We start from the raw sequence: 18,399 nt of genomic DNA, 5'->3' as shown, positions 1-18,399 counted from the left end.
AAAGCGCGGAGCCAGGTCCGCGCTTTCTTGGGGTCGAGTGAATCTCGTGCAGGCGCGAACCGCCAGCCGCTAGCGGCCGGTGTACATCTCCGATGTAGTTCGCGGTGTCATAACCATGATGCCTTTCTCGCCCTTGTCAGTTGTTGTCAATTGAAAACTTCCGCCATTTTAACCCCAGCAAAGAAAAAGCGCCCGAAGCACAAGGCCCCGGACGCTTTCTCACCCCTATCTACCTGAAGTTGCACTCACCGAAGCCGCGCTTCAGTGGAATTGCTCCTCTTCCGTGGAGCCGGTCAGCGCCTTCACGCTGGACGAGCCGCCCTGGATCACCGTGGTCACGTCGTCGAAGTAGCCTGCACCCACTTCCTGCTGGTGGGACACGAAGGTGTAGCCTTGTTCGCGGGCTGCGAATTCGGGCTCCTGCACCATGTTCACGTAGTGCTTCATGCCTTCGCCGTTGGCGTAGGCGTGGGCAAACTTGAACGTGTTGAACCAGTTGATGTGAATGCCGGCCAGCGTGATGAACTGGAACTTGTAGCCCAGAGCAGACAGGTCTTCCTGGAAAGACGCGATCTGGCTGTCGTTGAGGTTCTTCTTCCAGTTGAACGAAGGCGAGCAGTTGTAGCTCAGCAGCTTGCCTGGGCAGGCGGCATGCACGGCCTGGGCGAACTCGCGGGCAAAGCCGATGTCGGGCACGCCGGTTTCGCACCACACCAGGTCGGCATAGGGCGCATAGGCCACACCGCGGCTGATGGACTGCTCCATGCCATTGCGGACACGGTAGAAGCCTTCCTGCGTGCGCTCGCCGGTCAGGAACGGCTTGTCGTTGGCGTCGTGATCGGAGGTGATCAGGTTGGCGGCTTCAGCATCGGTGCGGGCCAGCACGATGGTAGGCACGCCCATCACGTCAGCGGCAAAGCGGGCGGAGATCAGCTTCTCGACGGCTTCCTGGGTGGGCACCAGAACCTTGCCACCCATGTGGCCGCACTTCTTCACGGCAGCCAGTTGGTCCTCGAAGTGCACGCCGGCTGCGCCAGCGGCAATCATGTTCTTCATCAGTTCGAAAGCGTTGAGCACGCCGCCAAAACCGGCTTCCGCATCGGCGACGATAGGCAGGAAGTAGTCGATGAACTCCTTGTCGCCGGGGTTGATGCCACGGCCCCACTGGATTTCGTCGGCACGCTTGAAGGTGTTGTTGATGCGGCGCACCATGGTGGGCACCGAGTCATAGGCGTACAGCGACTGGTCGGGGTACATGGTTTCGCTGGTGTTGCCGTCGGCCGCCACCTGCCAGCCCGACAGGTACACCGCTTCCAGGCCAGCCTTGGCCTGTTGCATGGCCTGGCCTGCGGAGATGGCGCCAAAGGCATTCACGTAGCCCTTCTTGGCACCGCCGTTGATCCTGTCCCAGAGCAGTTCCGCGCCACGCTGGGCCAGCGTGTACTCGGGCTGCAGGCTGCCGCGCAGGCGCACCACGTCGGCGGCGCTGTAGCCGCGCTTGACGCCCTTCCAACGGGGGTTCTGCGCCCAGTCTTTCTCAAGGGCGGAAATCTGCTGTTCACGGCTCAGTTGCTGGGTCAGGGATTGGGGCATGTTGCTCTCCTGGGAGGTGGTTGAAACAAGCGGCTTTCTTGCGTCGGCCTTGGGATCAAATTTAAGTCTTATAGAAGACCTCATCAACATCTTGTGTCTTATACAAGACTAAATTTTTCATCATATAAATCAACGAGTTATTTTCATATTTTTCAATATGAAATCACATTTCTCGTATTGAGAAAAATTGGCGCATTGCAGCATTTCAATATTTCACAATGCAAAACATGAATTCCATGCCATGAAAAGTAACCACAGCATGGCAAGCGTCCGCGACAGGCACATGTCACGCACACCGGACGCGCTCACAGGTACCATCGCGCGTTCAGGCGGCGCTCCCGCCTCTCAAACCTGCACTTGCCGTGAACACCTCCCATCGCAGATCTGCCTATGCCTGCCTGGCGCTGAGCATGTCCCTGGTCGGCAGCTATGTCGCCCTCTCCAAGCCTCTGGCGGCCATCTTTCCGGTGCTGCTGTTGGCCTGGCTGCGCTTTGGCATCGGGGCCATCGCCATGCTGCGCTGGCTGCGCAAGCCGGCTGAGGAGGCACCCCTATCTCGGCGCACGCAGGGCCTGCTGTTTCTTGAGTCGCTGTTCGGCAACTTTCTCTTCACCATCTGCATGGTGACTGGAGTGAGCCTGACGAGCGCCGTCACGGCCGGCGTGACCATGGCTGCCATCCCTGCCGCCGTGGCCTTGATGAGCTGGCTGTTTCTGCGCGAGCGCGTGGCTGCGCGCACCTGGCTGGCCATTGCGCTGGCCGTGGCGGGCATCGGCCTGTATGCACTGTCCCGCCCGGACGCTGGCGCCGCCTCGGCAGCATCAGCCTCACCGCAGGCGTGGCTGGGGCAGATGCTGCTGGTAGGCGCCGTGCTTTGCGAGGCGTTCTACGCCGTCATCGGCAAGCGCCTGACCACGTCCCTGGGGCCCAAGCGCATCACATCCATCGTCAATCTCTGGGGATTCGCGCTCTCTACGCCCTTCGGGCTGTATCTGGCGTGGCGCTTCGACTTCGGCAGCGTGGCATGGAGCATCTGGGGTCTGCTGCTGTTCTACGCCCTTGCCGCCTGCGTATGGACCGTGTGGTTGTGGATGACAGGCTTGCGCAATGTGCCAGCCTCCCAGGCCGGCACCTTTACGGTACTGCTGCCGATCAGCGCTGCCGTGGTCGGCATGTGCGTACTGGGCGAACGGGTCACATCCATGCAGGCGCTGGCCTTTGCGATCGCCCTGCTGGGCATTCTCGTGGCCACCTGGCCGGGCAGAAAACGCCTTGCACAACACCCTTCCGCGAGCGGTGCCAGCCCCCTCTGAAGACGCTGCCGCCGACGGCCAACCTGCCAGTGCGGCCCTCGAAAGCGAGCCAGAATGCAAAAACTCCTCAAAAAACAGCGCCACAGCAACAAATCGAGGCAAAAATTTGACGGGTAAGCTTGGAAGAGCGTTTTTTTCCCATTAGCATCAGCCTGCCAGTGGATAGCGACGGTTTTTCGCTGGTAAAGAATCCACTCCATACTAGGAACAAGCAACATGGCAACTGCAAAGAAGGCAACGGCTGCTCCGGCAGCTCCCGCAAAGAAGCGCACTCCCAACGCCGCCTTCATGAAACCCCTCACCCCCAGCCCCGCTCTGGCTGCCGTGGTGGGTTCCACTCCCCTGCCCCGCACCGAGATCATCAGCAAGCTGTGGGTCTACATCAAGGCCAACAAGCTGCAAGACGCTGCCAACAAGCGCATGATCAACGCCGACGCGAAGCTCAAGGAAGTGTTCGGCAAGCCCCAAGTCTCGATGTTCGAGATGGCTGGCCTGATCGGCAAGCACGTCAAGTAATCCTCGGGCCTGCGCCACGACGGATGAAAGCCGGCCCCTGGGCCGGCTTTTCTTTTTTCCGGGATGCCATCTCCTCTTCTTGCCGAAGATGCTGCACACCGACAACATTCCAATGCCATGAGTCAAGTGCCCGCGCTGCAAGCCGTTCCCGACGGCATCATCAATCTGGCCGACCACGAGGCGCATGCGCGGCAGCGGATGGACGACAACGCCTGGGCCTATTTCTCGGGAGGCGCGGCCGATGAGCGCAGTCTTGCGGCCAACCGCAGCGCCTGGGACGCGCTCACACTGTGGCCGCGCGTGCTCCGCCCCCTTGCAGGCGGTCACACCCGGCTGCAGTTGCTGGGCAGGGAGCTGGCCTGCCCGCTGCTGGTGGCCCCCATGGCCTTCCAGCGCATGGCCCATGAGGACGCAGAGCTTGCAACGGCCTATGCCGCAGCGGCGCTGGGCGCGGGCATGGTGCTCAGCACACAGGCCAGCCTGCCGCTGGAGACAGTGGCACAGGCAGCACGGCTCACGCCTGGCCATGGCCCTTTGTGGTTCCAACTCTATCTGCAGCATGACCGTGGCTTCACCACGCAACTGATCAAGCGCGCAGAGGCCGCAGGCTACGAAGCGCTGGTGCTGACGGTGGACGCGCCCACCAGCGGTGTGCGGGACCGTGAACGCCGCGCGCGCTTTTGTCTTCCGCCGGGAGTGTCTGCCGTCAATCTGCAGGGGATGGCGCCACTTGCAGCCATGCAACTCGCACCAGGCCAAAGCCCCCTGTTCGACGGCCTGCTGCACCATGCCCCTACCTGGGATGACGTCGCTTGGCTGCAGCAGCAGACACGGCTGCCGCTGCTGCTCAAGGGCGTGCTCCACCCGGCCGATGCGCTGCAGGCCGCGAGATTGGGAGTCGCGGGCATCATCGTCTCCAACCATGGAGGGCGCACGCTGGACACCGCACCGGCCACGGCAACAGCCCTAGCCCGCGTGGCCAGGGCCGTGCGCGGCGCGGGCCACGAGCTCCCCTTGCTGGCCGACGGGGGCATACGGCGCGGCACAGACGTGCTCAAGGCGATCGCCCTCGGTGCGACGGCGGTTCTGATAGGCCGCCCCGTACTCTGGGGGCTGGCTAATGCGGGCGCCGCCGGCGTGGCCCATGTGCTCAGGTTGCTGCGCGATGAACTGGAGATCGCCATGGCGCTGACAGGGTGTGCCACCCTTGCCCAGGCCACTGTGGAACTACTGGATACCGAGTAAAGCCGAGCGCCTTACAGCCCTACAGACAACCAAGAATTGCAAATGCGATGAATTCTCATTTATAATTTTTCATCCTATCAATAGCCAGCCACTACTGCCTGTAGCCATGATCGTCTGTGTATGCCGCCGGGTTTCCGACCGTGAGATCGCACGCCACGCTCATGCGGGCATGAGCTTTGACGAGATCCAGTTCGAATTGGGTATCGCCATGCAGTGCGGCCGCTGCGAAAGCTGCGCCCGGGATGTGGTGGCGCAATGCTGCGCCAGCCAGCCCGTGGCGGCCATCCACAACGAGGTCGCGGCCCAGACCGTCCAGCTTGCCAACAACATTCTGGAGAGCAAAGCATGGTCCTCCTCTCAGCACTTGTCGGCAGCCTGATCCTCGTCGTTACATGCACCTGGTGGATTCTGCGCAGCTGATACTCCGTCTTCCGAGCGACAGCACCCGGCTCCCATACGCTGACCGCTCCTTCTGTCTCTATGTCCCAGTCTGATCGTTTTGGCCCCCCCGGGGGCCTTGGCCGTAACGTGGCCATCGCGGGTTCGGTCGTGGTCTTGCATGCAGCAACCCTTTGGGCGATGCAGCATGGACTGCTCCAGCGCGCACCCGAAGAGGTCATCGTGCCAGCCCAGGTGATTGCGGAATTCATTTCGCCACCCGCTCCCGAGCCCGAGGCACCCAAGCCCCCTCCTCCGCCACCACCTCCCAAACCGCAGCCGGTCGTGAAGAAGGCACCGCCGCTGCCCAAGGCCATTGCCGACCCCAAGCCTGCACCTGCGGCGCCGCGCGGCACGCTGGACGACGAGCCCAAGCCCGTGGTGGAAGCACCGCCGGCACCGCCCGCCCCTCCTGCGCCGCCAGCGCCTCCCGCTCCCCCGGCGCCACCGGCTCCGCCCAAGATCGAATTGCCGTCCAACAACGCGGCCTACCTCAACAACCCGGCCCCCAACTACCCCGCCATCAGCAGGCGCATGGGGGAACAGGGAACGGTCACGCTGCGCATCTTCGTGGACGCGCAAGGCCTGCCTCAAAAGATCGAGGTCAGCAAATCCAGCGGCTACGACCGTCTGGACCAGCAGGCCGTGGACGGCGTCAAGAACTGGAAATTCGTCCCCGGCAAGAGCAACGGCACGCCAACCCCCATGTGGGTCACCGTCCCGGTCAAATTCACCCTCAATTGATTCTCAGGAGTATCCATGGATTCCCAATTCGGCATTGCCCACGTCTGGACGCAGGGAGACTTCGTCACCCGTGCCGTCGCCATCATCCTGCTGGCCATGTCGGTGGCCTCTTGGCTCGTGATGATCATCAAGGCCCTGGACATCGTGAAGTTCAAGAAGCTGGCGCGCAACGCCCAGGACTTCTGGCACAGCCCCGACCTGGCCAGCGGCCTGGAAAAGCTGGGCGATGACCGCTCCAACCCCTTCCGCTACCTAGTGCTGGAAGGCCGCGAAGCCACCGCCCACCACCGCAAGACCAGCGCCCACCTGCATGACACGCTGGACATCAGCGACTGGGTGACCCGCTGCATGCGCAACGGCATCAGCGAGTTCACCGCCCGCCTGCAATCGGGCCTGGCCATTCTGGCTTCCGTGGGCTCGACCGCTCCCTTCATCGGCCTGTTCGGCACCGTCTGGGGCATCTACCACGCGCTGGTCGCCATCGGCCTGTCCGGCCAGTCCTCGATCGACAAGGTCGCGGGTCCCATCGGTGAAGCGCTGATCATGACCGCCCTGGGCCTGGCCGTGGCGATTCCCGCCGTGCTCGGCTACAACGCAGTGGTGCGTGGCAACAAGTCCATCCTCAACGCCCTCAACAGCTTTGCCCACGACATGCACGCCTACTTCGTGACCGGCGCCCGCGTGTCCATCGACGGCAAGGAAGCCGGCAACGTGCTGCCGCTGAAGAAAGGCGCGTAAGCCATGGCATTCGGAACAATGGACGATGACGGCGAAGAGGTGATGAACGAGATCAACATGACGCCGCTGGTCGACGTCATGCTGGTGCTCCTGATCATCTTCATCATCACCGTGCCGGTGATGAAGCATTCGGTGAACGTTGACCTGCCCCGCGCCACCAACCAGCCCGAGGACGTCAAGCCCGCCACCGTGCGCCTGGCCGTCTCCGCCGATGGCCAGTACCACTGGAATGGCGTTGCCGTCAGCGATACGCAGTTCGAGGAGAACCTCAAGGCCGAGGCGGCCAAGGAGCCGCAACCTGACCTGCATATCCAGGGCGACAAGGAAGTGCGCTACGAGCGCGTGGCCCAGGCCATGGCCGCCGCACAGCGTGCAGGCGTGCGCAAGATCGGCTTCGTGACGGACCCGGCCAAGTAGGCCGTGGCAGGCATTCCTTGCCTGGCGATCAACGACAACGGCCCTTCGGGGCCGTTTTTCATTCTCTTTGCGTTGGCAGTGCATCGGGTCGCAGGGATAGGACTGGTCCCAGAAACCACAATGCGAGTAAGTCTCACTTGATTTTCAATTGAGAATTGTTATCATTCACAAAACTTTCCAATTTTTGAGGAATTCCCTGCATGTCTGCCACTTCCGCCGCCACCTCGCATCTGTCCGGCAACTCCAACGCCCAGGCCTTTGCAGCGCTGCAGGCCGCAGCATCTGCAGCCCTGACCGGGGCCGCCAGCGGACTCGACAGCACCTTGCTGCTCAATGGACAAAAGGCTGTGACCATCGTGCACAACGGCACGCCCTACCGCCTGCAGGCCACCAAGCTGGGCAAGCTCATCCTGACCAAATAAGCAAGATTCCGGCCGTCGTCGGATGCCCGACCGGCGGCTTCTTCGTTTCATCGTGGGGCGACCTTGGGACTTCCAGTCTCAGAGGTCGATTAGCCAGCCAACAAAATCTCCGGATTTTGCGTAGCCAAGCATTTTTTCCCGCGCTGCAGCGCAGATTGACCAAAGAAAAAGCCCCTGTCCATCGGCACAGGGGCTTTTTCTTGGTTGCATGGATCAGTCCCCAGGGACCGATTCATGCAGCATGGGTGCACAAGGAGCTATTACAGGCCCAGAGCAGCAATGCCGGCGCTGGCAACCTGCGCATCCTCGCTGGCCTTGACGCCGCTGACGCCCACGGCGCCCAGGCATTGGCCGTCCTTCATGATGGCCACGCCACCTTCGAGCAGGCCGTCCAGCGCGGGGGCGCTCAGGAAGGCCGTGCGGCCGTTGTTGATCATGTCTTCATAGCCCTTGGTATCGCGGCGGCCCAGGGCCGCCGAGCGGGCCTTGGACGGAGCGATGTGGGCCGACACGGCGGCGGCGCCATCCAGGCGCTGCAGCCACAGCAGGTGGCCGCCGTCATCGACGATGGCAATGGTCACGGCCCACTTGTTCTTCAGCGCCTCGGCTTCTGCGGCGGCGGCAATGGCCTTCACGTCGGCCAGTTCGAGTTCATGCTTGGTCTTCATAAGATTCCAATTATCCATTCCATCACAAATGTCCTATAAGCATAGCAATCGTATGAGGACTGACAATGCATGCGCAGAACAAAACATTCGAAACCAAACCATGGCGGCGGCTCGGGGTATTGCAAGTCGCGCGCAAGCCGCCACCTAGAATGGGCAAGTCGCAACAACACTCCTTCGGAGGACTGGCCACATGAATGATCAAGTCACCACACTGGGCTCTGCGGGCTACGGTGTCTCGCAGCAAGAGCGCAATCGCGTATTGCGCAACACCTACTGGCTGCTGGCCCTGAGTCTTCTCCCCACCGTGCTGGGCGCTTGGCTGGGCGTGGCCACGGGCATCACGCGCTCGCTGAGCGGCGGGTTGGGGCTCATCGTCTTCCTGGGCGGCGCCTTCGGCTTCATGTTCGCCATCGAGAAGACAAAGCACTCGGCAGCCGGCATCCCCGTGCTACTGGGCTTCACGTTCTTCATGGGCCTGATGCTGTCGCGCATGATCGGCATGATCCTGGGCTTCAAGAACGGCTCCGAGCTGATCATGACCGCCTTTGCAGGCACGGCCGGCGTGTTCCTGGTCATGGCCTCGCTGGCCACGGTGATCAAGCGCGACCTGTCGGGCATGGGCAAGTTCCTGTTCGTCGGCGTGCTGGTGCTGTTCGTGGGCTCCATCATCAACGTCTTCATCGGCTCCACGGCCGGCATGATGGCGATCTCGGTGGCGGCCATCGGCATCTTCAGCGCCTACATGCTCTATGACCTCAAGCAGATCATGGACGGCGGCGAGACCAACTACATCAGTGCCACGCTGGCTCTGTACCTGGACCTGTTCAACGTGTTCCAGAGCCTGCTGGCCCTGCTGGGCATCATGGGCGGCGAACGCGACTGATGCCGCACGCGGAAGGCTTCGCCTTCCCTGCTGCACACCAAAGGCCTCCTTCGGGAGGCCTTTTGCATGTCCGGGATCATCATTTGTGCAAAGCGGACTCAACTTCTTCCGAGGCCTGCCGATAATCTCCTCAAGATGACCATGCCTAATCTTCCCCGCACCTTCGCCATCCTGCTGCTGCCCACGCTGCTCGCCGGCTGCAAGCTGGATGATATTCCGGGCCTGGGACCGGACCCCCGCACCGTCGCCAAGGAGGCCGAGGCCAAGGCCATCGGCGGGGCGTGCCGCCATGCCCTGCGAGGGCTGGAGGACTGCTACACGCTCAACCCCAAATCGTCCAAGGCCCTGGTGTTTGCAGGCTGGAAGGATATGGACGAATACATGCGCGCCAACAAGATGGAGGGCACGCCTTCGGTCCTGGGCCAAAGCGACCGCCGCCGCAGCGACAAGGACGAGGCGCCTGCCGAGCCGACCTCAGGCCGCAATCGCAGCTGACCCCTTTTGAGATCCGGATTTGAGATCTGGATCCGCCCGTTAAAAAGCCGTGGCCGCCCGAGGGCTCCACGGCTTTTTTCATGGCACGGGCAGCCAGGCCGTCAGTCTGCGCAGCGCTCGAACACCGCCATGCTCTCCACGTGGGCCGTGTGCGGGAACATGTTGACCACGCCTGCCGATACACAGCGATAGCCGGCCAGATGCACCAGAAGGCCGGCATCGCGCGCCAGCGTTGCGGGATTGCAGCTGACATAGACGATGCGCTCGGGAAAGCGCCAGGCCTCATGCCCTGCCGGCAGGGGCTCGGCGCCTTCGGCACCGATGCGCGCCTGGTGGATGTCGGCCAGGGCCTTGGACAGCGCAAACGCGCCTTCGCGCGGCGGATCGACCAGCCACTTGCCGGCCACGCCGTCGGCGAACAGCATCTCGGGCGTCATCTCGAACAGGTTGCGCGCCACAAAGCGCGTGGGCGCGAGCTTGTCGCCCTCTGTGCGCTGTGCGTTGTTGGCCGCGTAGTTTTCATGGGAGCGCTTGACCAGGGTATCGCTGCCTTCGATGCCCAACACCTCGCGCGCCTGCGTGGCCAGGGGAAGGGTGAAGTTGCCCAGACCGCAGAACCAGTCGATCACGCGCTCATCCTTCTTGACATCCAGCAGGCGCAGCGCGCGCGTGACCAGAACGCGGTTGATGTGCGGATTGACCTGGGTGAAGTCCGTGGGCTTGAACGGCATGGTGATGCCGAAATCGGGCAGGCCATAGTCGAGCTGGGCGCCTCCCTGCTCCATGAGGTGCACGGTGTCCGGGCCCTTGGGCTGCAGCCACCACTGCACGTTGTGCTCGGCTGCGAAAGCGCGCAGCCGGGCCTGGTCGTCCTCGGACAGCGGCTCCAGATGGCGCAGCACCAGGGCCGTGACGGAGTCGCCGCAGGCAACCTCGATCTGCGGGCAGGTTTCGCGCGCATCCATGGAGGCGATCAGCGCGCGCATGGGCAGCAGCATGGCGTCCACATGGGGCGGCAGGATCTTGCAGGTCTCCATGTCGGCGATGTAGCGGCTCTTGCGCTCGTGAAAGCCCACCAGCACCTTGCCCTTCTTGGCCACATAGCGCACCGACAGGCGCGAGCGGAAACGGTAGGCCCAGGACGGACCTTCGATGGGGCGCAGCAGCGTCTCGGGCTTGACCTTGGCCAGATGCCAGAGATTGTCTTCCAGCACGCGCTGCTTGATGGCCACCTGGGCGCCCACGTGCAGATGCTGCATCTTGCAGCCGCCGCAGGCACCGGCGTGCAGACCGAAATTCGGGCAGCCGGGGCGCACGCGCTGGGAAGATTCGCGGTGGATGGCCGTCAGGCTGGCGGCTTCCCAGTTGTTTTTCTTGCGATGGGTGTTGGCGCTGACCAGTTCGGTCGGCAGGGCGCCGTCGATGAATACCACCTTGCCATCGCTCTTGCGGGCCACGCCCTGGGCGTCCATATCCATGGAAAGCACCTGCAGCCAGCCTTCGGGCAGTGCAGGGGCGTCGATGTCGGCTTCGGGCAGGTTGTCGGGGATCTTGTTGTCGCGGGGTTCACTCATGGGGCACGATTGTCTCAGGCTCTCCCCTTGCCCTGTTGGCGGCTCCCCAAAAAAGCCCCCAACTCGCTTTTGCCTCTCAGGACCGCGGAGTGCTGCTGCGGCCCAGGTCCCGCTGCCGCTCCTGGCGCGCCCGGGCCAGTTGCTCGCGTTCGGCCAGCAGGTTGATTTCGGTGATGCAGTTGAATTCGTCCAGCGTGAACACCATGGTGGCACCGCGCTCGATCTTGTCCACGGTCTGGTGCAGCGGCAAGGTCAGGTCCACCGGCGGGCGGTTGGAGCGGTAGATCAGTTCCTGCTCGGGCGTGTAGACGGAATAGCAGGCGGCAGACGCGGCCTGCGCCAGCGCGCAGGCGGCCAGCACGGTGATGGCACGCAGGTTTTGCACAGCAGTCATGGTGTTCCCCTCAAAACGGCGGCCCGCCTGTGTATGTACTGGGTGGCAGGCCAGGCTGCCCAGCATTATGGAGCAGCACATGCCGCGCCACGCCAGGCGCCGCCTCCGCGCTGCAGCCGGTTTTGATTTTTCAGCTTTCACAAATTTCTCTCTTGACAGAAATTTCAGGCCTGCAGACACTGAGGCCATGCAACTGAGTCCCATCGCACACCGTTTCATCCACCATTGGGGAGACATGGGCAGCTCCTGGGGAGTGAACCGCACGGTCGCCCAGATCCACGCCCTGCTGTTTTTCCATGGCCGCCCGCTCAACGCGGAAGAGATTGCCGACACGCTGGGCGCCGCTCGCTCCAACGTGAGCAACAGCCTCAAGGAACTGCAAGGCTGGGAGCTGATCCGCACCAGCCGCAGGCCCGGCGACCGCCGCGACTACTTCGAGACCTCCTCCGATGTCTGGGAGCTGCTGCGCACCATCGTGCGAGAGCGCAAGCAGCGCGAGTTCGACCCGACCTCGGAGATGCTGCGCGAACTGATCGCCGAGCCTGGCTTCGACGACGAATCCCCCGACACCCAGGACCGCGTGCACGAGACGCTGCGCCTCATGGAGTCACTGGGCATCTGGACCGACGAGATGCTGCGGCTGTCGCCCTCCACGCTGGACAAGCTGCTGCGCCTGGGCGCCAGCGTGCAGCGCTTCGTGCGCTCCGAGGCCGCTGACACCCGCGCCAAGCGCGGACGCCGAGCCTGAAATTTCCGTCACAAGAGAAACTGGAGATCACCATGCGCATTCTGGTCTGCGGCGGCAACGGCTTCATCGGCCGCCATATCGTCAACCTGCTGGCCCTGGCCGGCCATGATCCCGTGGCGCGCAGCCGCCATTCCCTGCCTGCGCTCGACTACGCCAAGGCCACCACGCCCGACGCCTGGCTGCCGCACCTGGCGGGCGTGGATGCCGTGGTCAATGCCGTGGGCGTGCTGCGCGACAGCGCCTCCCGGCCCATCGATGCCATGCACGCCCAGGCCCCCATCGCCCTGTTCGATGCCTGCGCGGCGGCCGGCGTGCGGCGCGTGGTGCAGATATCGGCCCTGGGCATAGAAGGCAGTGCCACGCGCTACGCCACTACCAAGCGCGCCGCTGACGAGCATCTGCTGGCACTCACGGCAGCCGGCCATCTGCAGGGCTGCGTGGTGCGCCCCAGCGTGGTGTTCGGCGCCGGCGGGGCCAGCAGCGAGATGTTCCTGTCCATGGCGCGCCTGCCGGCGCTGCTGCTGCCGCGCCCCGTGCTGCAGGCACGCGTGCAACCGGTGGCCGTGCGCGACCTGGCCGAGGCCGTGGCCGGCCTGGTGACGCGCTCCGAGCCCGTGGGCATGATCGAGATCGGTGGCCCCCTGCCCTTGCCGCTGGCCGCACTGATTGCCAGCCTGCGCGCGCAGATGGGCCGCGCCCCCGCCCGCGTGGGCACGCTGCCCGGCTGGCTCACCCGCGCCAGCGCACGCGCTGGCGACTGGGTCAGCGCCTCACCCTGGTGCAGCGAGACATTGGCACTGCTGGCCAGCGACAACGTCACCGATCCGGCCGGATTGCAAGCCCTGCTGGGCCGGCCCGGCATTGCTCCCGCCCAGTTGCTGGCCACGCTGCGCCATGGGTGAACACCGCCTGCGCCAGGTGCCCCCTTCACAGCGCACCATGCACTTGAGCCTGATCGCCGTCTGGCTGGGCACGGCCCTGGTCAGCGCCATCGAGCACCGCGGCCTGAGCGTGCAGGTGCTGGCCGATGCCGGCATCCACGATGCGCGCTGGCAGACATTCCTGATCTGGAGCGGCCTGCTCGCCGACCTGGCCGTGGGCCTGGCGCTGTGGCTGCGGCCCGGCCGGGAGAGCTATCTGGCGGCCTTGCTGCTGATGGCCGCCATGACCGTGCTGGCCACGGCGCTGCAGCCGACGCTGTGGCTGCACCCGCTGGGGCCGCTGCTCAAGAACCTGCCGATCGCCGCCATGCTGCTGCACCTGATGTCGGCGCCTGTCACCCCGAAGGAGTCCGCATGAATCTCTACCTGTTGCTCAAGACGCTGCATATCGCGTCCAGCGTGCTGCTGGTCGGCACCGGCCTGGGCTCGGCCTTCTACATGTTCTTCGCCAACCGCAGCGGCAGCGTCGCTGCCCAGGCCGTGGTCAGCCGCCTGGTGGTGCGTGCGGACTGGTGGTTCACCACGCCCTGCGTGGTCATACAGCCTGTGAGCGGCATTGCCCTGGCCCACATGGCAGGCTGGCCGTTGACCACGCCGTGGCTGGCACTGTCGCTGGGCCTGTACCTGCTGGCCGGCGCCTGCTGGCTGCCCGTGGTCTGGCTGCAGGTGCGCATGGCCGCCATGGCGCGCGGCGCGCACGCAGCGCAGGCCGCCCTGCCCGCGCTGTATGCCGTCTACGCCCGGCGCTGGGAGGCGCTGGGCTACCCGGCCTTCATTGCCATGGCCGTGACCTACTACCTCATGGTCAACAAGCCGATGCTCTGGGGCGGTTGAGCATCGGCAGTGCCTTCAGTGCCTGGCCTCAGAGCTTGGCCTCAGAGCTTGGCAATGGACACTTCGGTGGACTTGACCAGGGCCACCACATCGGAGCCCACGACCAGGCCCAGCTCGTCCACCGAGCGCGTGGTGATCACCGAGGTGACCACGCCCCAGGGCGTTTGCACATCGACTTCGGAGACAACGTCGCCACGGATGATTTCGCGCACCTGGCCCTTGAACTGGTTGCGCACGTTGATGGCTTGAATGGACATGTTTTTCTCCTGGGGATCAAAAGGAATCAAAGGAAGGTTGGGGGAAACGGAAAGTCAGACCGCCCAGCGCAGGCCATGGGCCGGTACGCCGGGCCAGGCCGTGGTGTCGGTCAGCGGATTGGCTTCGGGCTCGGCGGCGGGCTTTTGCAGCACGCGGTCGAGAATGCGTTGCTCGATGGCCGCCAGCGCCACGCTGCCGTGCACGCGCGGCCGTGGCAGGGCGATGCGTTCGTCCAGCGCTATGCGGCCGTCCTCGATCAGCACCACGCGGTCGGCCAGGGCCACGGCCTCCTGCACGTCATGCGTGACCAGCAGCGCCGTGAAGCCGTGGCGCTGCCACAGGCCTTCGATCAGGCGGTGCATCTCTATGCGGGTGAGCGCATCGAGCGCGCCCAGCGGCTCGTCCAGCAGCAGCAGTTGCGGGCGGTGCACCAGGGCACGCGCCAGGGCCACGCGCTGGCGCTGGCCCCCGGACAGGCGCGCCGGCCATTCGCCCTCGCGATCGGCCAGGCCGACCTGGGCCAGCACTTCGCGGCCACGTTCCTGGGCCGAGGCGGGCAGGCCCAGCGTCACATTGGCCAGCACGCGCCGCCAGGGCAGCAGGCGCGCGTCCTGGAACATGATGCGCGTGCCGCCCTGCGCGCCCTGCACGGCGCGGGCGGGCTCGCCGTCCAGCAGCAGGGTGCCGGCCGTGGCCTGCTCCAGGCCTGCGACCAGGCGCAGCAAGGTGCTCTTGCCGCAGCCGCTGCGGCCCACGATGGCGACGAATTCGCCAGGCTCCACCTGCAGCTGCACTTCGTGCAGCACCTCGCGCTGGCCGTAGCGCTTGGTCAGCCCGCCGGCCTGCAGGCGCACGCCACGGCGCGGTGCGGATTGGGGGGATGCGGACTGCGGCGCATCGTCGTTCTGGGCCAGGCGGTCGCTGACGTCCAGGCCATCGGCATCGAACGAGGCCTCCCAGGCCATCGCCGGCGCGGTGGTGTTCAGCTCCACGGCCTGTGCCAGCGTGGTCTTCATGCGGTTCCATCGGCTCATGTCGTGCTCCTTGTGTCACTTGGGCTGGTAGCCCGGATGCCAGCGCAGCCACCAGTGCTCCAGCGCACGCGCAAACCAGTCGGCCAGCTTGCCCAGCAGGGCGTACAGCAGGATGCCGACCAGCACCACGTCGGTCTGCAGGAACTCGCGGGCGTTCATGGTCAGGTAGCCGATGCCCGACTGCGCCGAAATGGTCTCGGCCACGATGAGGATCACCCACATCAGGCCCAGCGAAAAACGCAGGCCGACGAGGATGGAGGACAGCGCGCCCGGCAGGATGACCTCGCGGTACAGCTGCCAGCGCGTGAGGCCGTAGCTGCGCCCCATCTCGATCAGCGCGGGGTCCACATTGCGTATGCCGTGGAAGGTGTTCAGGTAGATGGGAAAGAACACCGAGACGCTGATCAGGAACAGCTTGGCGCTCTCGTCGATGCCGAACCACAGGATGACCAGCGGAATCAGCGCCAGCGCGGGGATGTTGCGCACCATCTGGATGGTGGAGTCCAGCAGCGTCTCCGCCCAGCGCAGCGAACCCGTGAGCAGGCCCAGCGCCAGGCCCAGCCCGCCGCCGATGGCCAGGCCACCCAGCGCGCGGCCCGCGCTCACCTGCACATGCTTGAGCAGCTCTCCCGACTCGGCCAGCGCCTGCGCGGCGCGCAGCACATCCAGCGGAGCGGGCAGCACCCGCGTGGACAGCCAGCCGAAGGCCGAGGCGGCCTGCCAGACGGCGATCAGCGCCAGCGGCACCAGCCAGGGCACCAGGCGGCGGCCCACGCCGGCCGCAAAGCGCAGCAGCGGCGACCAGGCATCGCCGGCCGGGGGGGCCGAGGAGGCCGGCAGCGCAGTAACGGTACGTGCATCGGACATGCGTGACTCCCTCAGCTTTGCGACGCGCGCGGCGAGTACAGGTTGGCAACGGTCTCGCCCAGCGGCCCGCCCACGCCGCCAGCCAGCCTGTCGCGCACGGACAGCGGCAGCAGCGGGAAGACCAGTTCGGCAAAGCGGTAGGCCTCTTCCAGGTGCGGATAGCCGGACAGCACGAAGGTGTCTATGCCCAGGTCCGCGTACTCCTTGATGCGGTCGGCCACGGTCTGCGCATCGCCCACCAGGGCCGTGCCCGCGCCGCCGCGCACCAGGCCCACGCCGGCCCAGAGGTTGGGGCTGATCTCCAGCTCGGCCCGCGTGCGGCGGCTGCCGCCGGCATGCAGGGCGGCCATGCGGCGCTGGCCTTCCGAGTCCATGCGCGCGAAGGCGGCCTGGGCCTGGACCACGGTCTCGTCCTTGAGGCGGCTGATCAGGCGATCGGCATCGGCCCAGGCCTCGTCCTCGGTCTCGCGCACGATGACGTGCAGGCGGATGCCGAACTTCACGCTGCGGCCATGGCGAGCCGCCTTCTCGCGCACATCGGCAATCTTTTTGGCCACCTCGGCCGGGGGCTCGCCCCAGGTCAGGTAGGCATCGACCTGCTCGGCGGCCAGGTCGTGCGCGGCCTCGGACGAACCGCCGAAGTACACGGGCGGATACGGCTTTTGCAGCGGCGGGAACAACAGCTTGGCGCCCTTGACCGAGAGGTGTTCACCTTCGTAGTCGAGCGTGCCGCCCTCATGGCTGCGCTCAAGGATCTCACGCCAGATGCGGATGAACTCGGCCGATTGCTCGTAACGCTGCGCATGGTCGAGGAAGACGCCGTCGCCCTCCAGCTCGGCGCGGTCGCCGCCCGTGACCAGGTTGATCAGCAGCCGCCCGCCCGACAGGCGGTCGAACGAGGCCGCCATGCGCGCCGCCAGGCTGGGCTGGTGCAGGCCGGGCCGCACGGCGACCAGGAACTTCAGGCGCCTGGTGACCGGAATCAGGCTGGAGGCGACGACCCAGGGGTCCTCGCAGGAGCGGCCCGTGGGAATCAGCACGCCCTCGTAGCCCAGGCTGTCGGCCGCGATGGCGACCTGCTTGACATAGTCGTGGCTGAGCGGGCGGGCGCCCTCGGCCGTGCCGAGGTAGCGGCTGTCGCCGTGGGTGGGAATGAACCAGAAAACCTGCATGCGCTGCTCCAGTCAGGGGACGGAATCGAGGAAGGGAATCAAAGGGCGGAAGAAGGCCGTGCCGCCGCAGGCTCGGCCAGCCGCGCGTACTCGGCCGCCGAGGGCCGCCAGACGATGTCGGCCACCTGCACCTGGCGCGGAATCAGGCCCAGCCGAAAAAATGCATCGGCCACGCGCTGCTGGTCCACCACGGTCTGCGCAGCCAGCAGGCCCACGGGGGAGCTGGGCCGGCGCGCAATGAAGCGGCTGACCACCGCCGCATCCAGACCGCTGAAGCCGGCCACCAGGGCCACGGCCTCCTGGCGTGCGCTCTGGGCCAGGCGATCGGCGCGCGTGAGCTCGTCGAACAGCGCGCGCAGCACCTGCGGATGGCGCTCCACCAGTCCGCGCGCGGCCAGGTAGAACGAGGCGTTGCCCGACAGGCCTTCGCCATTGGCCAGCACGCGCGGGCGAATCGCCAGCTCGGTGGCCGCGTAGAACGGGTCCCAGATGGCCCAGGCGTCCACGCTCTTGCGCTCGAAGGCGGCGCGCGCATCGGCCGGGGCCAGGTACACGGGCTGGATCTCGTTCCAGGCCAGGCCCGCCTTGTCCAGCGCGCGCACCAGCAGGTAATGGGCGCTGGAGCCTTTTTGCAGCGCCACGCGCCGGCCCTTGAGGTCGGCCAGGGCGCGCAGGGGCGAGTCCGACGGCACGAGAATCGCCGAGCTCTCGGGCTTGGGCGGCTCGGCGCCAACGTACAGCAGGTCGCGGCCCGCGGCCTGGGCAAAGACCGGGGGTGAATCGCCGGTCAGGCCGAAATCCAGGCTGCCAGCGGCCAGGGCCTCCAGCAGCTGGGGGCCGGCCGGAAACTCCAGCCAGCTGACCTTGGTGCCCGCAAAGCGCTTTTCCAGCACGCCCTGCTGCTTGAGGATGACCAGGTTGACGGCCGACTTCTGGTAGCCGATGCGCAACTGCTCGGGCCCGGCCACGGCGGCCGGCGTCTCGGCGCGTGCGTACTGGCCGGCCAGGCTCCAGCTGAAGGCGGTGGTGCCCAGCAGTTGCAGGGCCTGGCGGCGCACGCGGTCCAGGCGGGGCTTCTTGGGGATGGCGTTCATGGTGCGGACTC

23 protein-coding genes are annotated in these 18,399 nt (G+C 65.5%); 14 read left to right on the top strand and 9 right to left on the bottom strand.

The annotated features are described in order from the left end of the window. Positions 1-261 precede the first annotated feature (261 nt). Positions 262-1,593 (bottom strand): isocitrate lyase, encoded by a 1,332-nt coding sequence (aceA, locus tag DELCS14_RS11045; protein ID WP_013801675.1) that lies wholly within the window; start codon positions 1,591-1,593, stop codon positions 262-264. A gap of 362 nt (positions 1,594-1,955) precedes the next feature. Between aceA and DELCS14_RS11040 the strand changes: the two genes are divergently transcribed. The 8 genes from DELCS14_RS11040 to DELCS14_RS11005 all read left to right on the top strand — a co-directional run bounded on the left by DELCS14_RS11040 (position 1,956) and on the right by DELCS14_RS11005 (position 7,426). Continuing rightward, entirely contained in the window at positions 1,956-2,906 is a 951-nt protein-coding gene (locus DELCS14_RS11040; protein WP_013801674.1) for a DMT family transporter, read from the top strand. Positions 2,907-3,122: 216 nt separating this feature from the next. Next, the gene (locus DELCS14_RS11035) at positions 3,123-3,422 is read left to right on the top strand and encodes an SWIB/MDM2 domain-containing protein (protein ID WP_012206418.1); all 300 of its coding nucleotides are present in this window, start codon (positions 3,123-3,125) and stop codon (positions 3,420-3,422) included. A 117-nt stretch (positions 3,423-3,539) separates the two neighbouring features. After that, positions 3,540-4,667 carry an alpha-hydroxy acid oxidase gene (locus DELCS14_RS11030; RefSeq protein WP_013801673.1) on the top strand — a complete coding sequence of 376 codons (1,128 nt, stop codon included), beginning with the start codon at positions 3,540-3,542 and terminating at the stop codon, positions 4,665-4,667. Between the two features lie 106 nt (positions 4,668-4,773). Beyond that, positions 4,774-5,046, top strand: coding sequence for a (2Fe-2S)-binding protein (locus DELCS14_RS11025; protein ID WP_012206420.1), 273 nt, complete (start codon positions 4,774-4,776; stop codon positions 5,044-5,046). Between the two features lie 101 nt (positions 5,047-5,147). Next, positions 5,148-5,849, top strand: a complete 702-nt coding sequence (locus DELCS14_RS11020) for an energy transducer TonB (protein ID WP_013801672.1) — start codon at positions 5,148-5,150, stop codon at positions 5,847-5,849. A gap of 15 nt (positions 5,850-5,864) precedes the next feature. Next, a complete protein-coding gene (locus tag DELCS14_RS11015) occupies positions 5,865-6,587 on the top strand; it encodes a MotA/TolQ/ExbB proton channel family protein (RefSeq protein WP_012206422.1) in 723 nt (240 codons plus the stop codon). Between the two features lie 3 nt (positions 6,588-6,590). Next, complete coding sequence (locus tag DELCS14_RS11010; protein ID WP_013801671.1) at positions 6,591-7,004, top strand: biopolymer transporter ExbD; 414 nt, start codon at positions 6,591-6,593, stop codon at positions 7,002-7,004. Between the two features lie 200 nt (positions 7,005-7,204). After that, positions 7,205-7,426: a hemin uptake protein HemP gene (locus DELCS14_RS11005; RefSeq protein ID WP_012206424.1), complete on the top strand. Its 222-nt coding sequence runs from the start codon at positions 7,205-7,207 to the stop codon at positions 7,424-7,426. 260 nt (positions 7,427-7,686) lie between these two features. Here DELCS14_RS11005 and DELCS14_RS11000 read toward each other — a convergent pair whose 3' ends face one another. Beyond that, a complete protein-coding gene (locus tag DELCS14_RS11000) occupies positions 7,687-8,094 on the bottom strand; it encodes a heme-binding protein (RefSeq protein WP_013801670.1) in 408 nt (135 codons plus the stop codon). Positions 8,095-8,284: 190 nt separating this feature from the next. On the opposite strand from DELCS14_RS11000, the gene DELCS14_RS10995 reads away from it, so the two are divergent. Together DELCS14_RS10995 and DELCS14_RS10990 are read left to right on the top strand one after the other, a co-directional pair. After that, on the top strand, positions 8,285-8,977 hold the full coding sequence (locus DELCS14_RS10995; protein WP_012206426.1) for a Bax inhibitor-1/YccA family protein: 693 nt from the start codon (positions 8,285-8,287) through the stop codon (positions 8,975-8,977). Between the two features lie 135 nt (positions 8,978-9,112). Further along, the gene (locus DELCS14_RS10990; protein WP_198820203.1) at positions 9,113-9,472 is read left to right on the top strand and encodes a hypothetical protein; all 360 of its coding nucleotides are present in this window, start codon (positions 9,113-9,115) and stop codon (positions 9,470-9,472) included. Between the two features lie 101 nt (positions 9,473-9,573). On the opposite strand, the gene rlmD is transcribed toward DELCS14_RS10990, so the two are convergent. Together rlmD and DELCS14_RS10980 are read right to left on the bottom strand one after the other, a co-directional pair. Continuing rightward, positions 9,574-11,046: a 23S rRNA (uracil(1939)-C(5))-methyltransferase RlmD gene (gene rlmD, locus DELCS14_RS10985; protein ID WP_013801668.1), complete on the bottom strand. Its 1,473-nt coding sequence runs from the start codon at positions 11,044-11,046 to the stop codon at positions 9,574-9,576. A 76-nt stretch (positions 11,047-11,122) separates the two neighbouring features. Beyond that, on the bottom strand, positions 11,123-11,440 hold the full coding sequence (locus DELCS14_RS10980; RefSeq protein WP_013801667.1) for a hypothetical protein: 318 nt from the start codon (positions 11,438-11,440) through the stop codon (positions 11,123-11,125). 187 nt (positions 11,441-11,627) lie between these two features. Here DELCS14_RS10980 and DELCS14_RS10975 point away from each other — a divergent pair, with 187 nt between their 5' ends. From DELCS14_RS10975 to DELCS14_RS10960, 4 genes are read left to right on the top strand one after another with little or no spacing between them, the layout of a single operon-like run. After that, positions 11,628-12,188, top strand: coding sequence for a MarR family transcriptional regulator (locus DELCS14_RS10975; RefSeq protein WP_013801666.1), 561 nt, complete (start codon positions 11,628-11,630; stop codon positions 12,186-12,188). A 32-nt stretch (positions 12,189-12,220) separates the two neighbouring features. Continuing rightward, positions 12,221-13,090: an NAD-dependent epimerase/dehydratase family protein gene (locus DELCS14_RS10970; protein WP_013801665.1), complete on the top strand. Its 870-nt coding sequence runs from the start codon at positions 12,221-12,223 to the stop codon at positions 13,088-13,090. Further along, entirely contained in the window at positions 13,083-13,487 is a 405-nt protein-coding gene (locus DELCS14_RS10965) for a DoxX-like family protein (RefSeq protein ID WP_013801664.1), read from the top strand. The genes DELCS14_RS10970 and DELCS14_RS10965 overlap by 8 nt, the downstream gene beginning before the upstream one ends. Further along, complete coding sequence (locus tag DELCS14_RS10960) at positions 13,484-13,963, top strand: DUF2269 domain-containing protein (protein ID WP_012206433.1); 480 nt, start codon at positions 13,484-13,486, stop codon at positions 13,961-13,963. Before DELCS14_RS10965 ends, DELCS14_RS10960 begins: the two co-directional genes overlap by 4 nt. Before the next feature lie 41 nt (positions 13,964-14,004). On the opposite strand, the gene DELCS14_RS10955 is transcribed toward DELCS14_RS10960, so the two are convergent. The 5 genes from DELCS14_RS10955 to DELCS14_RS10935 are packed head-to-tail and all read right to left on the bottom strand — an operon-like array spanning position 14,005 to position 18,388. Next, positions 14,005-14,220 carry a molybdopterin-binding protein gene (locus DELCS14_RS10955; RefSeq protein WP_012206434.1) on the bottom strand — a complete coding sequence of 72 codons (216 nt, stop codon included), beginning with the start codon at positions 14,218-14,220 and terminating at the stop codon, positions 14,005-14,007. 54 nt (positions 14,221-14,274) lie between these two features. Next, positions 14,275-15,255 (bottom strand): ATP-binding cassette domain-containing protein, encoded by a 981-nt coding sequence (locus tag DELCS14_RS10950; RefSeq protein ID WP_012206435.1) that lies wholly within the window; start codon positions 15,253-15,255, stop codon positions 14,275-14,277. A gap of 15 nt (positions 15,256-15,270) precedes the next feature. Then, complete coding sequence (gene ssuC, locus DELCS14_RS10945; protein ID WP_013801663.1) at positions 15,271-16,122, bottom strand: aliphatic sulfonate ABC transporter permease SsuC; 852 nt, start codon at positions 16,120-16,122, stop codon at positions 15,271-15,273. A gap of 11 nt (positions 16,123-16,133) precedes the next feature. Continuing rightward, entirely contained in the window at positions 16,134-17,294 is a 1,161-nt protein-coding gene (ssuD, locus tag DELCS14_RS10940; protein WP_012206437.1) for an FMNH2-dependent alkanesulfonate monooxygenase, read from the bottom strand. Between the two features lie 38 nt (positions 17,295-17,332). Next, positions 17,333-18,388 (bottom strand): aliphatic sulfonate ABC transporter substrate-binding protein, encoded by a 1,056-nt coding sequence (locus DELCS14_RS10935; RefSeq protein ID WP_013801662.1) that lies wholly within the window; start codon positions 18,386-18,388, stop codon positions 17,333-17,335. Positions 18,389-18,399 lie beyond the last annotated feature (11 nt).

Origin of the sequence: Delftia sp. Cs1-4, from assembly GCF_000214395.1 — a bacterium.
Classification (GTDB): Bacteria; Pseudomonadota; Gammaproteobacteria; order Burkholderiales; family Burkholderiaceae_C; genus Comamonas; species Comamonas acidovorans.
The sequence above is the reverse complement of the archived record's forward strand: the minus strand, read 5'-3'. Positions and strand labels throughout refer to the sequence as shown.

What these genes read in the sequence shown, in the direction of transcription:
- DELCS14_RS10995 (WP_012206426.1), top strand. Translation starts at nt 8,285, where the DNA reads ATGAATGATCAAGTCACCACACTGGGCTCTGCGGGCTACGGTGTCTCG.
- DELCS14_RS10970 (WP_013801665.1), top strand. Translation starts at nt 12,221, where the DNA reads ATGCGCATTCTGGTCTGCGGCGGCAACGGCTTCATCGGCCGCCATATC.
- DELCS14_RS11035 (WP_012206418.1), top strand. Translation starts at nt 3,123, where the DNA reads ATGGCAACTGCAAAGAAGGCAACGGCTGCTCCGGCAGCTCCCGCAAAG.
- rlmD (WP_013801668.1), bottom strand. Translation starts at nt 11,046, where the DNA reads ATGAGTGAACCCCGCGACAACAAGATCCCCGACAACCTGCCCGAAGCC.
- DELCS14_RS11030 (WP_013801673.1), top strand. Translation starts at nt 3,540, where the DNA reads ATGAGTCAAGTGCCCGCGCTGCAAGCCGTTCCCGACGGCATCATCAAT.
- DELCS14_RS11005 (WP_012206424.1), top strand. Translation starts at nt 7,205, where the DNA reads ATGTCTGCCACTTCCGCCGCCACCTCGCATCTGTCCGGCAACTCCAAC.
- ssuC (WP_013801663.1), bottom strand. Translation starts at nt 16,122, where the DNA reads ATGTCCGATGCACGTACCGTTACTGCGCTGCCGGCCTCCTCGGCCCCC.
- aceA (WP_013801675.1), bottom strand. Translation starts at nt 1,593, where the DNA reads ATGCCCCAATCCCTGACCCAGCAACTGAGCCGTGAACAGCAGATTTCC.
- DELCS14_RS10980 (WP_013801667.1), bottom strand. Translation starts at nt 11,440, where the DNA reads ATGACTGCTGTGCAAAACCTGCGTGCCATCACCGTGCTGGCCGCCTGC.
- DELCS14_RS11025 (WP_012206420.1), top strand. Translation starts at nt 4,774, where the DNA reads ATGATCGTCTGTGTATGCCGCCGGGTTTCCGACCGTGAGATCGCACGC.
- DELCS14_RS10960 (WP_012206433.1), top strand. Translation starts at nt 13,484, where the DNA reads ATGAATCTCTACCTGTTGCTCAAGACGCTGCATATCGCGTCCAGCGTG.
- DELCS14_RS10975 (WP_013801666.1), top strand. Translation starts at nt 11,628, where the DNA reads ATGCAACTGAGTCCCATCGCACACCGTTTCATCCACCATTGGGGAGAC.
- DELCS14_RS10935 (WP_013801662.1), bottom strand. Translation starts at nt 18,388, where the DNA reads ATGAACGCCATCCCCAAGAAGCCCCGCCTGGACCGCGTGCGCCGCCAG.
- DELCS14_RS11010 (WP_013801671.1), top strand. Translation starts at nt 6,591, where the DNA reads ATGGCATTCGGAACAATGGACGATGACGGCGAAGAGGTGATGAACGAG.
- DELCS14_RS11015 (WP_012206422.1), top strand. Translation starts at nt 5,865, where the DNA reads ATGGATTCCCAATTCGGCATTGCCCACGTCTGGACGCAGGGAGACTTC.
- DELCS14_RS10990 (WP_198820203.1), top strand. Translation starts at nt 9,113, where the DNA reads ATGACCATGCCTAATCTTCCCCGCACCTTCGCCATCCTGCTGCTGCCC.
- DELCS14_RS10955 (WP_012206434.1), bottom strand. Translation starts at nt 14,220, where the DNA reads ATGTCCATTCAAGCCATCAACGTGCGCAACCAGTTCAAGGGCCAGGTG.
- DELCS14_RS10950 (WP_012206435.1), bottom strand. Translation starts at nt 15,255, where the DNA reads ATGAGCCGATGGAACCGCATGAAGACCACGCTGGCACAGGCCGTGGAG.
- DELCS14_RS11020 (WP_013801672.1), top strand. Translation starts at nt 5,148, where the DNA reads ATGTCCCAGTCTGATCGTTTTGGCCCCCCCGGGGGCCTTGGCCGTAAC.
- DELCS14_RS10965 (WP_013801664.1), top strand. Translation starts at nt 13,083, where the DNA reads ATGGGTGAACACCGCCTGCGCCAGGTGCCCCCTTCACAGCGCACCATG.
- DELCS14_RS11000 (WP_013801670.1), bottom strand. Translation starts at nt 8,094, where the DNA reads ATGAAGACCAAGCATGAACTCGAACTGGCCGACGTGAAGGCCATTGCC.
- ssuD (WP_012206437.1), bottom strand. Translation starts at nt 17,294, where the DNA reads ATGCAGGTTTTCTGGTTCATTCCCACCCACGGCGACAGCCGCTACCTC.